11 protein-coding genes are annotated in these 14,457 nt (G+C 65.0%); 3 read left to right on the forward strand and 8 right to left on the reverse strand.

The features are described from left to right. The first annotated feature begins 14 nt into the window (after positions 1-14). Together AAC645_RS04395 and AAC645_RS04400 are read left to right on the forward strand one after the other, a co-directional pair. Entirely contained in the window at positions 15-947 is a 933-nt protein-coding gene (locus tag AAC645_RS04395; RefSeq protein WP_340314163.1) for an NAD-dependent epimerase/dehydratase family protein, read from the forward strand. After that, positions 914-1,933 carry a glycosyltransferase family 2 protein gene (locus AAC645_RS04400; protein ID WP_340314132.1) on the forward strand — a complete coding sequence of 340 codons (1,020 nt, stop codon included), beginning with the start codon at positions 914-916 and terminating at the stop codon, positions 1,931-1,933. Before AAC645_RS04395 ends, AAC645_RS04400 begins: the two co-directional genes overlap by 34 nt. A 17-nt stretch (positions 1,934-1,950) precedes the next feature. Here AAC645_RS04400 and AAC645_RS04405 read toward each other — a convergent pair whose 3' ends face one another. From AAC645_RS04405 to AAC645_RS04420, 4 genes are all read right to left on the reverse strand, one after another. Then, positions 1,951-3,369 carry an oligosaccharide flippase family protein gene (locus AAC645_RS04405; RefSeq protein ID WP_340314133.1) on the reverse strand — a complete coding sequence of 473 codons (1,419 nt, stop codon included), beginning with the start codon at positions 3,367-3,369 and terminating at the stop codon, positions 1,951-1,953. 130 nt (positions 3,370-3,499) lie between these two features. After that, entirely contained in the window at positions 3,500-4,366 is an 867-nt protein-coding gene (locus AAC645_RS04410) for a glycosyltransferase family 2 protein (protein WP_340314134.1), read from the reverse strand. Between the two features lie 39 nt (positions 4,367-4,405). Beyond that, the gene (locus AAC645_RS04415; protein ID WP_340314135.1) at positions 4,406-5,722 is read right to left on the reverse strand and encodes a hypothetical protein; all 1,317 of its coding nucleotides are present in this window, start codon (positions 5,720-5,722) and stop codon (positions 4,406-4,408) included. Continuing rightward, a complete protein-coding gene (locus AAC645_RS04420) occupies positions 5,719-6,798 on the reverse strand; it encodes an acyltransferase family protein (protein ID WP_340314137.1) in 1,080 nt (359 codons plus the stop codon). The genes AAC645_RS04415 and AAC645_RS04420 overlap by 4 nt, the downstream gene beginning before the upstream one ends. Before the next feature lie 214 nt (positions 6,799-7,012). On the opposite strand from AAC645_RS04420, the gene AAC645_RS04425 reads away from it, so the two are divergent. Further along, entirely contained in the window at positions 7,013-8,047 is a 1,035-nt protein-coding gene (locus tag AAC645_RS04425; RefSeq protein ID WP_340314138.1) for an acyltransferase family protein, read from the forward strand. A gap of 13 nt (positions 8,048-8,060) precedes the next feature. Here the strand turns inward: AAC645_RS04425 and AAC645_RS04430 are convergent, their stop codons facing one another. The 4 genes from AAC645_RS04430 to AAC645_RS04445 all read right to left on the reverse strand — a co-directional run. Further along, positions 8,061-9,494, reverse strand: a complete 1,434-nt coding sequence (locus AAC645_RS04430; RefSeq protein ID WP_340314141.1) for an efflux transporter outer membrane subunit — start codon at positions 9,492-9,494, stop codon at positions 8,061-8,063. 11 nt (positions 9,495-9,505) lie between these two features. Further along, positions 9,506-12,694 carry an efflux RND transporter permease subunit gene (locus AAC645_RS04435; RefSeq protein WP_340314142.1) on the reverse strand — a complete coding sequence of 1,063 codons (3,189 nt, stop codon included), beginning with the start codon at positions 12,692-12,694 and terminating at the stop codon, positions 9,506-9,508. A 90-nt stretch (positions 12,695-12,784) separates the two neighbouring features. After that, on the reverse strand, positions 12,785-14,059 hold the full coding sequence (locus tag AAC645_RS04440) for an efflux RND transporter periplasmic adaptor subunit (RefSeq protein ID WP_340314144.1): 1,275 nt from the start codon (positions 14,057-14,059) through the stop codon (positions 12,785-12,787). Positions 14,060-14,131: 72 nt separating this feature from the next. Then, positions 14,132-14,457 (reverse strand): hypothetical protein (locus AAC645_RS04445; RefSeq protein ID WP_340314145.1); only part of this gene is annotated, 326 nt, incomplete at its 5' end.

The raw sequence follows: 14,457 nt of genomic DNA on the forward strand, positions 1-14,457 counted from the left end.
GCGGGGACGTGGCGATGCGCGTCTTGGTGGTCGGCGGCGCGGGATTTGTCGGGTCGCACCTCGTCCGGCGGTGCGTCGCGGAGGGGCACCATGTCGACGTGGTTGCCCGGCCATCCAGCGACATTTCCCGGCTGACGCCTGTCTTGGCGTCGATCGGGCTGCACCGGCTGTCGCTGCTAGACGCGGCGGCGGTCGGTCAGTGCCTCGCCGAGACGCGCCCAACCCACATATTCTACCTCGTCGGGGCCACCAAGCGCCGGCATGAGCCGGGCGTCGCCCAGGCTGCGCTGGAGGAAGCGACGGGCTTCCTGACCCTCGCGCAGGAATCCGGCAGGGCGACCAGCCGTATCCGGTGCTTCGTGAGGACGGGGTCGATCGCGGAATATGGCGTCGCGCGGGTTCCATTCCGGGAAGGGCAGCGCGAACATCCCGATAACGGCTATGCCGCGGCCATCGTCGCCGGGACCTATTATGCCCAGGCGCTCGCCCCACAACTGCCTTTCCCGTTGATCACCGCAAGGCTGGCTCTGGTCTACGGACCCGGCCAGGCTCCCGATTTCCTCGTCCCGTCGCTGGTCGCCTCCTGTACTTCGGGTCAGCCGATCAAGCTTGGCAGACCGCTCGACCGGCGCGACCTCATCCATGTCTCGGACGCTGTCGATGCCCTCTACCGGATGGCCACCGCCGGCCTGCCCGGCGGAGAGATCGTCAATGTCGGCTCGGGGGAGGCGGTGGGAGTCGCGGAGCTTGCCGCCATCGTGGCCGCGCTGGCGGGAGCGGATTCGAAGCTGGTCCAGTGCAGCGCCCAGAGCGATCCCGTGACGCTGCAATTGTCCAGCAAACGCGCGGAGCAGCTGATGGGCTGGCGGCCGCGCATCGACATCGTCTCGGGGATCAAGGGACTGATCGCCGAATGCCGGCGCGGCGCGAGAGTGGCGGCGGCATGAAGATGCACGCAATACCCACGCTGGTCTCGATCATCGTGCCGGCCTTTGACGAGGAAGCGACGGTCGAGCGATGCTATGAGACGATCCTGTCCGTCTTCGCGAAGTTGCCGGCCTATGAGTATGAGATCGTCTTCACCGATAATCATTCGTCGGACAGGACCTTCGCGATCCTCTCCGATATCGCCGCGAAGGACCGACGGGTCCGCGTGATCCGCTTCTCGCGCAACTATGGCTATCAGCGCTCGCTGCTGGTCGGCTACCAGCACGCCGAGGGCGAGTGCGCGATCCAGCTCGACTGCGATCTGCAAGATCCGCCCGAGCTGATCCCGGAGATGCTGAAGCGCTGGCGCGAAGGGCATCATGTCATTTACGGCGTGCGGCGAAGCCTGCGCGACGGCCCGGTCACGCGCTGGGCGCGGCGAAGCTTCTACAGGCTGATCGCCGCAATGAGCGACGACGATCTGCCAATCGACGCCGGCGAGTTCCGGTTGGTCGACCGCCGCATATTGCGTGAGCTGCGCGTCGTGCAGGATACCTCGCCCTATCTGCGCGGGCTTATAAGCTCGATGGGATTCTCCCAGGTCGGCATCGAATATGATCGCGGCAGCCGGATCGCCGGGCGCAGCAAATTCTCGATCAGGCCGATGGTGTCGCTGGCAGTGGACGGACTGCTCAACCATTCGCTGCTGCCACTGCGGATTGCCTCGGCCGTTGGGCTGTTCGTGGGCAGCATCACCTTCGTCCTGATCTTCGTCTATCTGCTATGGCGATTGACGACCGGCTCCGCCTGGCCGGCGGGCTTCGCGACCACAACCTTGCTGCTGTTGCTGTCGATCACGCTCAATTCGATCTTCCTCGGCATCATCGGCGAATATCTGGGCCGGCTGTTCATGCAGGCCAAACGGCTTCCATCGCCGCTTGTTGAGGCGATGCTGAATCGCCCGGAGCCGCATCGGGAGCCGTCGATCACCGAGATTTCGGATTAGCACCGACGAATGATGCGCTATGCGGGAACTTCGCGTCCCGACGCCAGCCGCAACAGGTCGAGCAGCGGCTTGCGGCGGAACAGCGCCACCAGTCCGGCATAGATCGCCACATCGATCAGCACCATCGCCGACAGGCGGACGATGCCCGGCATGCCTGGGGCGAAATCCTCGAACAGTTTCGCCAGTCCGACCGCCATCAGTCCGGCGGCGAGGGCATAGCCGCCGTTGACCAGATAATGCCGCGGACGAACGCCGAGCACGCGATTCTGGATGATGGCGGTCACGAGGAAGCCGAGCGCGGCGGCCATCGTCTGGGACGCGGCGGCGCCTACCGGGCCATAGCGGGCGAAGACGAACAGCATGGAGATGCTGATCGAAATGGTGATGATCCGCTGGAGCGGAAGCCGGCGGATCGCGCCCGCCACGCCGAATCCGGGTTCGGAGAGCTGGCTGGGCAGGCCGAACAGCGCGCTGATCGAGAGGAGCATGATGACCAGTTCGGTGCCCCGCCACTGAGGTCCCAGCGCGAAAACGGTCACGTCGCCACCGGTTATCCCGAGCAGCAACAGGGGCCCGAGCAGGAGCAGATAGATGCATCCGATGATCAGCTCCGTCGCGCGTCCGATCTCGCCGCCGTTCGAATGGATCCGCGACAATATCCGCCAGTTGATCGTCCGCATCGGTTCATAGACGATGGTCGTGACCAGCGCGATGATGCGCGAGCTCATCCGATAGATCGCGACTGCAGCGGGGCTCATGAACCAGCCTAGCAGCAGATCCGCGCCGTAGTTCTGGAAATAGCCCAGCCCACGATCGACGATCATCGAGCGCCACAGCCGCATCATGCCGGACGCTTGCGCTTGCGAGTAGCTGAAGGACGGCATCCATCGTGCCACCGCCAGGAAGACCAGCGACGCAAAGCCCGACTGTACATAGCGGGTGGCGACGAGCGAATAGACGCCCCAGCCGGTCAGCAATCCGGCGATTCCCACGGCGAGCGCCGCTGTTTCCACCACAATGCTGGTAACGGCCATGCTGCCCAGCCGACCGTCGCGCACCAGGATCGATTCCGCCGTGCTGCGGGCGCCGGCCGGCAGCGACAGCGGCACCATCAGATATACGAGCAGGGCTACTGTGTCGGACCGGAACACCCTGCCGGCGACGAAGGCGATCAGCATCCCGCCCAGCCAGTAGGCTGCGCCCAGCATCATGTTCACCCAGAACGCCGTGTTGGGTGCGTCTCTCTCCTCGCTATGGCGGATGACATATTCGAAGGTGCCGACAGCCATGAACTGGTTGAGCATCAGCGCTACCGCCGCAGCGAGCGTGAACTCGCCGAAATCGTTCAGCCCCAGGTAGCGGCCGGCGACCAGCATCAGGACCAACGCCGAGAGCTGCGACCATCCGCGCGCCGCGAACAACAGGATCGAGTTCATGAGCAGGCGCTTTCCAGGTCCACGCCCGTTCTTGATGCGCACCGCTGACGATGCGCGCCAGATGGTTCGGTCAAGTGGTCGTCGGAATGATTGTCACCGCCATGACGGCCTTCGTGGAAGCGTGCGGCGCTCAAATCTGTTCCACATATTCAGGATCGATTCGTCCGCGTAGCACCTGCGCGATGCCCAGAAAATTGCCCTTTAGCCGGCCGCGACGGTCTATGTAGGCAGGAGGCCTTATAGCTCCGATGAAATTGGCGGCGATGTTCCTGCCGGCGAACTTCATGGCGCGGCCGAGCGGCATCGTACCCTTCTTGTAGAGATAGATGTTGTTGATGATCTGGGAAGCCCCGAGCCGAACGCCGGACACGCGCCCCGACTTGATGCCCATGTGGACGCCGATCAATTGCCTGGCCTTGACCAGCCGCCCGTGCCGGGCGAGCAGTGATCCGAAATCCAGGTCTTCCTGCCAGCCGTAGAGCGGCAGACGGTCGTCGAACCGGACCCCGCGACCGAACTTCACGGCATAGGCCATGTTGCAGCCATAGGGGGCGCCATAGCTGCGCAGGCGCCTGACGCGCGGCTTCCCGCGTGCGCGGTCCAGCAGCTTCGCCGCTTCTGCCAGGGAGAAACCGGGCCCGTTGATGCCGTCAGCCAGAAGGCTGCCGGTAACACAGGCGACGTCGGGCTCGCTTTCGAAAATTGCCTCGAGCTCTTCGATCCAGTCGTCGGCGGGGACGAAATCGTCATCGAAGAAGATGATGACGTCGCTCCGGCTCTCGGCTACATCCAGCGCGCGATTCCGCTGCCGGGTCAGGCCCTTCCGCCCGAACAGCACGACCGTCTCGAAGGCCGTGTCGACCAGCTCCACGTCGCCTTCCTTCACCGCCGATATGATCGCCAGATCGGGTGTGCGCGTCTGCCGCCCCAGTGCGGCCAGCATCGCCGGAACCAGCTCCGGCCGCCCGATCGTTGCTATGACAACCGAAATCTTCATTCGTCAGTCCCCAGAAGCGGATAGCGTCTCCGCACAGTTTCACCTCTCCCTGCCGCGCCCGGCGTCGTCGAGCGGCTTTGCCTCGACGATCATCATCGAATCTCCCATCGGCAGCGTCAGCGATGCGCCGCTCGATCGGTTGACCGGTTCCGTGCCCGTCACCGGGCTATAGACCGCAAGGTTCGAGCCGGGCGTGAAGCTCAGTCGGACGGTTGCGGGCTCAACGGCGAGTGGCCGGCGATTGGCCTGGTCCCAGAGGTCCGCTTCACGCCACAGCAGGATCAGCGTCGCGCCATCCGCTCTCGCAAGTTCGAGCAGCTTCAGGTCCGGCGGTCCGCTTTCGACGCGGGTCTGGAGCTTCCTATTGGTCGTGCGCGCTCCCGTTCCATCGCTCAGGATCGTCGTCAGGTTATGGATGGCGCGCGCCGCCGGCTTGGGTTGCCAGCTCGTATCGAACAGTCCCCAATGCTTTTCCCACGCCTTGCCGCCTGGATCGGGATAGGCATCGAGCAGCTGGTATGGAAAAGTGCGTTCTATCCCTGCGGCGGCATAGGCGGCGTAGAGGTTGAGGATCAGCTTTGCAGCCGTGTCCCGATCGACCGCTTCCCCCTTTATGTTCGTGGCATCGTTATAGCCGGTTTCGGTGATGAAGACCGGCTTGTCCGGTATCGCCGCCTTCTGCTTCCCCACCTCGATGGCCATCTGGCGGGACGCCTGATCGCCGTTGCGCGGGTAGGGGTGGGCGTTGCCGATGTCCGCATCGGCAGCATCAATAGTCGGTACGCTCACCCAGCTCGGCGCCAGCAAGGGCGTCCTGCGCAGCGGGGTGGCGCGGAGCAGCCGGCGCAGATCCCGCACGAACGCGCGCGTCGCGGGATAGGCGTTGGTCGCAGGCGCATCCTTTAAAAGCCCATAGGACAGGGGCCAGTTGTTCACCTCGTTGGGCGCTTCCAGCGACGCGATCGAGCCGGGATTGGCTGCGTTGAAGGCCAGCAGATCGTCGATGGTCGCCGCGGGCGGCCGGTTGCCCTGAAACACGAAGTTGAACTTGAGGCCTGCCTTCGCCGCTCGGGCAAGCGCCCCCTGACCCTGGGATCCCTTGAACGGGGCGCCGTCGCGTATGTGAAATATGCCCAGGTAGCGAAGCGCCTCGATCACCTTGTTCGCGTGGTTATAGTCGCCGTCGGTATAGTTCAGGTGGGTGTTGATCCCGAGCGTGTTGCGGAAGTCCGCAACGCTCATCTCCGCCGCCTGGCTGCCGCTGGACAACAGCGCGGCGGCAAGCGCCAGTCCGCGGAGCAACCTCGTGACGGGACGGATTCGCTGTGCAACCACCTTCCTGTGCGGTCGGATCATTGGAGAGGTCCCCTGATCGTTGGGGTCAAGGAGGGGCGCCAGTTCAGATACAGCGTAGTCAGATATCTGCGGACCGGTTCGTCGAAACAGCGCATCAACAGATAGGATGCCGCAATGACGAACGCGAAGATCGCCAGGCTCAGCATGGGCGCACCGGCGCTGTTGCCGAACTTCTTCTCCAGCCCCGCACCCATCATCAGGATCGGATAGTGGATCGCGTATAGCGGGTAGGAGATTCTTCCCAGAACATCGTCGAACGGCGAAAAACGTCGCTCTCCGGCGCTCATGCCGCAGACCACGGTGAAAGGCAGCAGCACCAACACGCATGCGAGGAACCACGCCACGTGCCGGATCGGCAGGAAGATAGATACGGTCAGCAGGAACAATGCCACATAGGGCCATATCGGCGAGCGGAGCCTGATCCGGTCTTTCGTCCGGAACAGGACGACCCCGAGGGTGAAGCCGAAGGTGATGCGCCCTATGCCGCCGAGATAGGTATAGGCGTTCCAGCCAAGGTCGCCGGTGCCCTTCCAGAGCGACATGAAGACGATCAGCGCGCCTCCGGCACCGCAGATCGCAACAAGGGTTGCCAACCGGGTGCCGACCAGGAACCGCGCCCAGATGAGGTTCGCGGCGACTTCCATGCTCAACGACCAGAGCGGACCATTGGCCGGGAAGGTCTCGTCGCGGGTCGCCGCCGTCAGCCACAGCTTCGGGAGCAGGAACAGGTTGAGCAGTGACGCCGCCATGATATCCGAGACGGGATCGGAAAGTTCGGGCGCGAAGTGATAGCGCAGCAACAGATAGCCAGTGCCTGCCACGACGCTAAAGACAGCCATCGGCATCAACCGGATTGCACGCAATATGAAGAACTTGGCAAGGCCCAGCTTCGAGGCGAGCCGGTCCTCATAAGCGCCTGCCAGTACGAAGCCGCTCAGGATGAAGAAGAAATCGACGGCCACATATCCGTTCACGGCGGTGTGGATGCCGCCGAAACGCGTACCGATATGGAAAAGGACCACCCCTATCGCCGCATATCCGCGAAGTGCGTCGAGGAACTGATAACGCACTTTCACTCAAGACCCTCGCGCTTACGGATCTGCCCTAAACATTACGGTGGCGCGTTGGTTCCACTTGACGCCTGCGCGCCGATTGCGGCCTGTTCCGTTCCTGCGTTTCTGGAGACTCCACGCCGATGCCAATGAGTGAGAAGCCGGCCGAAGGGGCCACGCGGAGGGTCGGCATGATGTATCGCCTTGATTCTCTCGCTGGATTGCCGGGGCGGCACTTATGACGATCAGCATCGACGCTGCTGCAGGCGCGACTTCAACCGCGCGGCCGCAAGCCACGAATGGCTCCAGGCGGCTCGAATGGCTCGACGCGGCGCGCGGCGTCGGCATCATCCTGGTGGTCGCCGGGCATGTCGAACGCGGGCTGGCGGCGGTGGGAATAGGCGATCATTGGGCGTGGTTCGACTTCGTCATCTACTCCTTCCACATGCCGCTGTTCATTTTCCTGGCGGGCGTGAACGCCGTCATACCGCTGGCGCGCGGCCGGCAGAGTTTCCTGCGCGGCCGCGTCGAGGGAGTGGCTTATCCCTACCTGCTGTGGGCCAGCTTGACCTATTGCATATGGCATTTCGTGAACGGGGCAGGGCAGCCGTTCGGCGTCGCCGATATCGTCCACCATCTCGCACTTTCGCCGCCCAGCCCGTTCTGGTTTCTCTACGCGCTGTTCGTCTTTTCCTGCTGCTATGCAATCGTGGGCAACAGAATGGTGATATTCATTCCGGTGACCCTGATGTTCGCGCTGGGCGAGTTCTACCAGAATGATACGATCATTCACCAACTCCTTCATTTTCCGTTATATTTCGTTGCCGGTGTCCATCTGTCCGGATGGGTTAAGGCTTGGCAGGGCGAGCACAAGATGGCGTGGAGCGGCGCCGCGATCTGCCTGCTCGTCGTCACCGACGGGATCGTCGGGCCGCTGACCGGCATGAACTTCAATTCGGTGTTCCTGCTGCCTGCCGCGATAGCGGGGATCGCGACGGTATTGCTGATCTCCATGTCCCTGCGCGGCGCCCCGCTCGCATGGATGGCTCGGCTTGGAGCGGCGTCGATGGCGATCTACGTGACCCACCTGTTCTTCACGGCAGCCACGCGGCTGCTGCTGATGAAGCTCCATGTCCCGCAGCTGGTGGTGCTCTATGCTCCCGCCGGTGTGATCGCGGGGGTGGCGGGGCCCTATCTGTTCTACGTGGTGGCCGAGCGGGCAGGCGCGCTGCCCTGGCTGGGCCTTGGGAAAGGGCGCCCACGGCGGGCATGAAAGCTGCCGAGGCTCAGCGGGCGGCCACCCTCGGCGCTTCCACCTGCCAGCCGCCGCCGAGTGCCCGGAACAGCTCCACCTGTGCATCCGCCACGCGAGCGTCGGATTCGGCGAGGTCGGCATCGGCTTCCGCCGAGGTCCGCTCCGCATCGAGAACCGTCAGGAAATCGACCCGGCCCTCGCGCAATTGGGCGCGGCTGATCGTCGCGGCGGTCAGCGCCTGGCTTGCAGCCTCGCGGAGTGCCTGCTGGCGCTCGAGTTCGTGCGCGTAGGCGGACAGCGCCGTCTCGGTTTCCTGCAGCGCGCGCAACACCGTGCCGTCGAAGCCGGCGAGCGCGGCCTGGGTCGAGGCGCGCGCCTGGGCGATGCGGGCACGGCCAGCCTCCTGGTTGGGGAAGTTCCAGCTGAGCAGCGGCCCGAGCAGCCAGCGCAGCGGTCCGCCGCCGAACATATCGGCGAGCGATGGTCCGGTCGAGCCGATCGAGCCACCCAATGTGATGCGCGGGTAAAGATCGGCGGTGGCGATCCCGATCCGCGCGGTCTCGGCGGCGAGGCGGCGCTCGGCTTCGCGAATGTCGGGCCGGCGCGCGAGCAGCCCTCGGCCGTCACCAACCGGTATCGGCCGGTCGAGCCGCAAGGTCGTCTGGCGCTGCCCCACCTTGGCGGGAAGGTCCGCCGGCGTGCGGCCGGTCAGCGTTGCCAGCCGAAACAGCGCGGCGTCGCGTTGCGCGCGCAACGGGGGCAGGGTGGCACGCTGCTGCTCGCGCAGCGCCGAGGCGCGCGACACGTCGAGCTTCGATGTCCGGCCCGCCTCGAAGCGCTTGCCGGTCAGCGTCACCGTCCGATCGAGCAGCTCGAGGGTGCGTTGCGCGACCGTCAGGCGCTCGGCGGCGGAGGAGGCATCGGCATAGGCGCGGGCGGTCTCGGCGACGATCGCGACCCTGACGGCATCGCGTGCGGCTTCGGCGGCCTGCGTATCGCCGCGCGCCGCCTCGACCGAGCGGCTGACGCGGCCGAACAGGTCGACCTCATAGCCGATGCTCAGGCCGGCGTCGTAGGACCAGTCCTCGCGCTTTGCGCCCGGGCTGCGCTGGCCCTGGGGGCTGCGGCCATAGGTTGCGCCCGCATTGATACCGGTCTGCGGCAGCCGATCCGACCGGGCTTCGCGCAGCGATGCGCGGGCCTTGTCGAGATTCGCGACCGCCACCCGCAGGTCGGTGTTGGCGGCAAGTGCGTCGGCCACGAGCTGGTCTAGCACCGGATCCTGGTAGAGCCTCCACCACGCGCCTTCGGGCTCGGTGGCCGTCACCGGTGCGGCGGGTGCGCCGAGAAACGGTAGGGTCGCGCTGGGCGGAGCGGCGGGCGGGACATAATTTGGTCCGGCGGCAGCGATGGTCAGCAGACTGGCGAGGCCCAGCAGGCCGGCGGGCAATATCTTGGCGGTCATGATGTCCTCCATCATTCTGCAGGAAGGAGCGCGGGTTCGGCGCTGCCGTCGGGGCCGAGCCTGTGTCCGAAACGGCGGGCGAAGCGATCGGAAAGGCTGCGCGCGGCAACGTAGAAGGTCGGTGTGAACACCAGCCCAAAGAAGGTCACGCCGAGCATGCCGGAGAAGACCGCTGTGCCGAGCGCCTGGCGCAGCTCGGCGCCCGGGCCGGTCGCGATCACCAGCGGCACCACGCCCAGGATGAAGGCGAAGCTGGTCATCAGGATCGGCCGCAGCCGCGCCTGCGCCGCGTGAATCGCAGCCTCGACTGGCGACAGGCCTTCCTCTTCGCCCTGCTTGGCGAACTCGACGATCAGGATCGCGTTCTTCGCGGCTAATCCGATCAGAACCACCAGGCCGATCTGGGTGAGGATGTTGTTGTCCATGCCGCGCAGGTTCACGCCCGTCATCGCTGCCAGCAGCGTCATCGGCACGATCAGGATGATGGCGAGTGGCAGCATCAGGCTTTCGAACTGCGCCGCCAGCACCAGGAAGACGAACAGCACGGCCGCGGCGAAGACGATCATCGCGGCGCTGCCAGCCAGCTTCTGCTGATAGGCGATCTCGGTCCATTCGGCCGACACGCCCGCTGGCAGCTTGGCAACGAGCTTGTCCATCGCCGCCAGCCCCTGGCCCGACGAGCGGCCGGGCGCGGCTGCGCCCTCGACATCGATCGATGGATAGAGGTTATAGCGCAGCACCCGATAGGCGCCGGCGCGGTTCTCGATGGTGGCGACCGCGCCCAGCGGCACCATCGCCCCGCTATTGGAGCGGGTCTTGAGCTGCTGGATGTCGGACACGTCGTCGCGGAACTGCGTGTCGGCCTGCGCGGTCACCCGATAGGTGCGGCCGATGAGGTTGAAGTCGTTGATATAGGCTGAGCCGAGATAGACCTGCAGCGCCTCGAACACGCGGCTCGGAGGTACGCCGAGCATGTCGGCCTTGGCGCGATCGATATCCGCATAGGCGCGGGGCACGCCATATTCGAACTTGGTGTGCACGCCTGCGAGGTTAGGATCCTGGTGCGCCTCGCCGATCATCTTCCAGGCCACCTGGTTGAGCTTTTCGAGCCCCATGCCCGAACGGTCCTGCAGCACCAGCTTGAAGCCGCCGCTTGTGCCGATGCCGCGGATCAGCGGCGGCTTGAGCACGAAGATCCGACCCTGGTTGAAACCCTGGGCATATTTCTGGGCCTGGGCGAAGATCGCGGCTTCGGTCTGGCCGTGCTTCGCGCGCTCCTCGAAGCTGTCGAACACCAGGAAGGCGGCGGCGGCATTCGAAGCGGCGGTACCGGTCGGTCCGTGGAAGCCCGCCAGCATCACCGCGCCCTTCACGCCGGGTATGGTGAGCATCTTCTTCGTAACCGCCTGCATCGTCGCGTCGGTCGATGCGAGCGATGTGCCCGGCGGCGTGGAGATCGCCGTCAGCACATAGCCTTGGTCCTGCGCAGGCACGAAACCGACCGGCGTCGCGCCGAAAACCAGCGCGGTAAGGGCAACGAGGCCGGCATAGGAGAACAGCACGCGCTTCGGCCGCTCCAGCAGCTTGCGCGTGCTGCTCGCATAAAAGGCACTCAGGCGATCGAAACCAGCATTGAAGCGCTTGCTGCCGCGATGGGCCATACGCGCCCAGCGGCCGTCGGGTTCGTCCTTCGCCTTCGGCTTGAGCAGCCGGGCGGCCAGCGCCGGCGACAACGACAGCGACAGCAGCAGCGAGATGATCGTCGCCGAGGAGATGGTGACAGCGAACTGCCGATAGAACTCGCCGGTTAGCCCCGTCAGGAACATCGTCGGCACGAACACCGCGCACAGCACCAACACGATTGCGACGAGCGCGGTCGACACCTCGTCCATCGATCGAAACGCGGCCTGCATCGGGCTGAGGCCCTGCTCGAGATTACGTTCGACATTCTCCACCACGACGATCGCATCGTCGACGACGATGCCGATCGCGAGCACCAGCCCAAACAGCGACAGGTTGTTGAGCGAATAGCCGAAGGCCGCCAGCACCGCGAAGGTGCCGATCAGCGACACCGGTATTGCGATCACCGGGATGATCGCCGCTCGCCAGCTTTGCAGGAAGACGAGGATCACGATCACCACCAGCACCACAGCTTCGAGCAGGGTGTGCTGCACGGCGCTGACCGACTCGCGGATGAAGCTCGTCGGGTTGTAGATCACCCGATATTCCAGCCCTTTCGGGAATTGGGCTGAAGCCGCCTTGAGCTCGGCGAGTACCGCATCGGCAGTTGCCAGTGCGTTGGAGCCGGGCCGCTGGAAGACGCCGATTCCCAGCGATGGCTGGCCGCTGAGATACATGTTGATCCCATAGTCCTCGGCGCCAAGCTCGACTCGGGCGACGTCGCGCAGCCGGGTAAGATGGCCCGCGTCGTCAGCCTTGATTACCACGTCCGCGAACTGCTCCGGCGTGTTCAGCCGGCCCTGCGCCTCGACGTTGAATTCGAAAGCCGCGCCATTAGCTTCGGGCGGCTTGCCGATCGAGCCGGCGGCGACCTGGACATTCTGGGCGCGAAGCGCCGCGACGATCTCCCCCGCGGTCATGTCGCGCGCAGCGGCGCGTCCGGGATCGATCCAGATCCGCATGGCATAGTCGCGCGCCCCGAACAGCCGGACTTCGCCCACGCCGTCGAGCCGCGCGAGACGGTCGCGGATCTGGCTCAGCGCATAGTTGGAGATATAGCCGCGATCGAGTGAGTTGTCGGGCGAGATAAGGTTCGCCACGAGGATGAAATCGGGCGAGGTCTTACGCGTCACCACGCCTTGCCGGCGCACCTCCTCGGGCAGGCGCGGTTCAGCCAGCGCCACCCGATTCTGGACGAGCACCTGCGCCTTGTCGAGGTCGATGCCCTGCTTGAACGTCACGGTAATCAACAGTCTTCCATCGCTGGTCGACTGGCTGGACAGATAAAGCATGTCGTCCACGCCGTTTATTTCCTGCTCCAGCGGCGAGGCGACAGTGTCGGCCAGCGTCTCGGCCGAGGCGCCCGGATAGGTCGCGCTGACCGTCACGGTCGGAGGCACCACGTCCGGATATTGCGAGATCGGCAATCCGAAATAGGCGAGCGCGCCGACGATGGTTATGACCACCGCGATCACGCCCGCGAAAATCGGCCGCTGGATGAAGATATGGCTCAGGCGCATCAGCTTAGTCCCTGTTGGCCAGCGCAAGACCGGCCGTTCGCCCTTCTTCCGAAGGACGTCACGCCGCCACGCGGGCGATAAGTCTTTGGTTTAGCGGGCCGCGGCCAACGTGGCCTGAGAGGCGACCGGTGCGGTGACGGCAAGCTTCGGCATCGGTGGCGCCGCCTCGATCCTGCCTGCGATCACCTGGACCTTCGGCGCTGTCGCGGCGGACTGCAGTCCGGAGATCACGATGCTGTCCTGGGGCTTCAGCCCCGATCGTATCACTCGCAGCCCGTTGATCAGGGGGCCGGCGTCGACCGGCTGCGCCGTCACGGTGCCGTCCTTGCCCGTCACCACATAAACCACTTTGCGGGCCTGGTCAGTCACCACGGCGGCGTCGGGCACCAGCAATGCCGGGCGCGCGGCGCCCGATGAGAGCCGCATGTTGCCGAACATGCCCGGCGTCAGGAAGTAATCGGGATTGGCCAGCACAGCCCGTCCGCGGATCGTGCCCGAGCCGTCGTTCAGCGCATTATCGGTGAAGTCGACCTTGCCGCGCCACTTGTAGTCGGCCTCGTCCTGAAGTCGGATTTCGACATGATCGCTGCCGACTTTCTGGCGGCGCTGCTTGAGGTACAGCGCTTCCGAGCCGTCGAAGGCGAAGTAGATCGGGTCAAGCGCGTTTACGGTGGTCAGGATGGTGGCGTTCGCCGCCGAGTCCCCTGACACCAGGTTGCCGATATCGACCCGGCGATCGGAGACGCGACCACTGATCGGTGCCCGTACCTGGGTGAACTCGACATCCAGTCGGCGCGCCTGGACCTGAGCGCGGGCGGCGGCGAGCGCAGCCTCGGCCGACTGGACAGCGGCTCTGAGCGAGTCGACCTCCTCGGCGCTGACCGCCTGGTCGGCGACGAGCCGATTGGCGCGTGCCAGTTCGCTGCGCGCCAGCGTCAACGCGGTTGCAGCGCTTGCCAGCCTGGCCTGCGCTTCGGCCAGCGATGCAGCGAAGGGGCGGCGATCGATGGTGAACAGCAACTGGCCCTTACGGACGATATCGCCATCGCGAAAGTGGATCGACTCGAGCGCGCCCGACACGCGGGGACGGATCTCGACCGCCTGGCTCGCTTCGAAGCGGCCGACATAATCGTTCCATTCGACGATCGATTTCTGAAGCGGCTGGGCGACCGTGACGACGGGCAGGGCCTGGCTATCCGCCTGGGCCTGGTCGTGGCCGACGAGGCCGTAGCCCGCGAACAGCACCAGCCCTGCGATGGGCAGAGCGGCATAGGCCGCGCGCTTCTTCGATAGCCGCTGCTTCGGTGCGGGCGAGGGCTCCGCGGTGCGCGCGGCAGGATCTGCCTTCAGCTCGGATAGATACATGCTGCCTGTCCCTGCATTGCAAAAATGTTACAGAACGGTACGTCCTGATTTGGAGGTACCGATCTGTCACATCTATTGCAAGTGCGAAGGACAAAAGAACGGATGCAAAATAACTATCTGGTCGAAAAGATTATGGTTTTGACAGGAAAGTCTTCTCAGAGCCCGCCAGTTCGTCATTCGAGAGGAAGCCGGAAGCTCAGGAGAATGACGCGCGCCTTTACCTCTGGAGACCGCGGCCTCCGCCGGGGTGACGACAAGAGGAGCGTGGCCGCCGCGGGCGGCCACCACCCAACCGAAGCCGTAATTCGCCAACAAAGCCACAAAGGCGCGGGTGGTGTTCGAGTAGTCAGGCGCGATGTCGGGGGCGCAGCGGCCCGCGACAGTGCCCTCCTGGGCGA

The organism is Rhizorhabdus argentea, from assembly GCF_037861105.1.
Lineage (GTDB): Bacteria > Pseudomonadota > Alphaproteobacteria > Sphingomonadales > Sphingomonadaceae > Rhizorhabdus > Rhizorhabdus argentea.

What these genes read in the sequence shown, in the direction of transcription:
- AAC645_RS04395 (WP_340314163.1), top strand. Translation starts at nt 15, where the DNA reads ATGCGCGTCTTGGTGGTCGGCGGCGCGGGATTTGTCGGGTCGCACCTC.
- AAC645_RS04400 (WP_340314132.1), top strand. Translation starts at nt 914, where the DNA reads ATGCCGGCGCGGCGCGAGAGTGGCGGCGGCATGAAGATGCACGCAATA.
- AAC645_RS04405 (WP_340314133.1), bottom strand. Translation starts at nt 3,369, where the DNA reads ATGAACTCGATCCTGTTGTTCGCGGCGCGCGGATGGTCGCAGCTCTCG.
- AAC645_RS04410 (WP_340314134.1), bottom strand. Translation starts at nt 4,366, where the DNA reads ATGAAGATTTCGGTTGTCATAGCAACGATCGGGCGGCCGGAGCTGGTT.
- AAC645_RS04415 (WP_340314135.1), bottom strand. Translation starts at nt 5,722, where the DNA reads ATGATCCGACCGCACAGGAAGGTGGTTGCACAGCGAATCCGTCCCGTC.
- AAC645_RS04425 (WP_340314138.1), top strand. Translation starts at nt 7,013, where the DNA reads ATGACGATCAGCATCGACGCTGCTGCAGGCGCGACTTCAACCGCGCGG.
- AAC645_RS04430 (WP_340314141.1), bottom strand. Translation starts at nt 9,494, where the DNA reads ATGACCGCCAAGATATTGCCCGCCGGCCTGCTGGGCCTCGCCAGTCTG.
- AAC645_RS04435 (WP_340314142.1), bottom strand. Translation starts at nt 12,694, where the DNA reads ATGCGCCTGAGCCATATCTTCATCCAGCGGCCGATTTTCGCGGGCGTG.
- AAC645_RS04440 (WP_340314144.1), bottom strand. Translation starts at nt 14,059, where the DNA reads ATGTATCTATCCGAGCTGAAGGCAGATCCTGCCGCGCGCACCGCGGAG.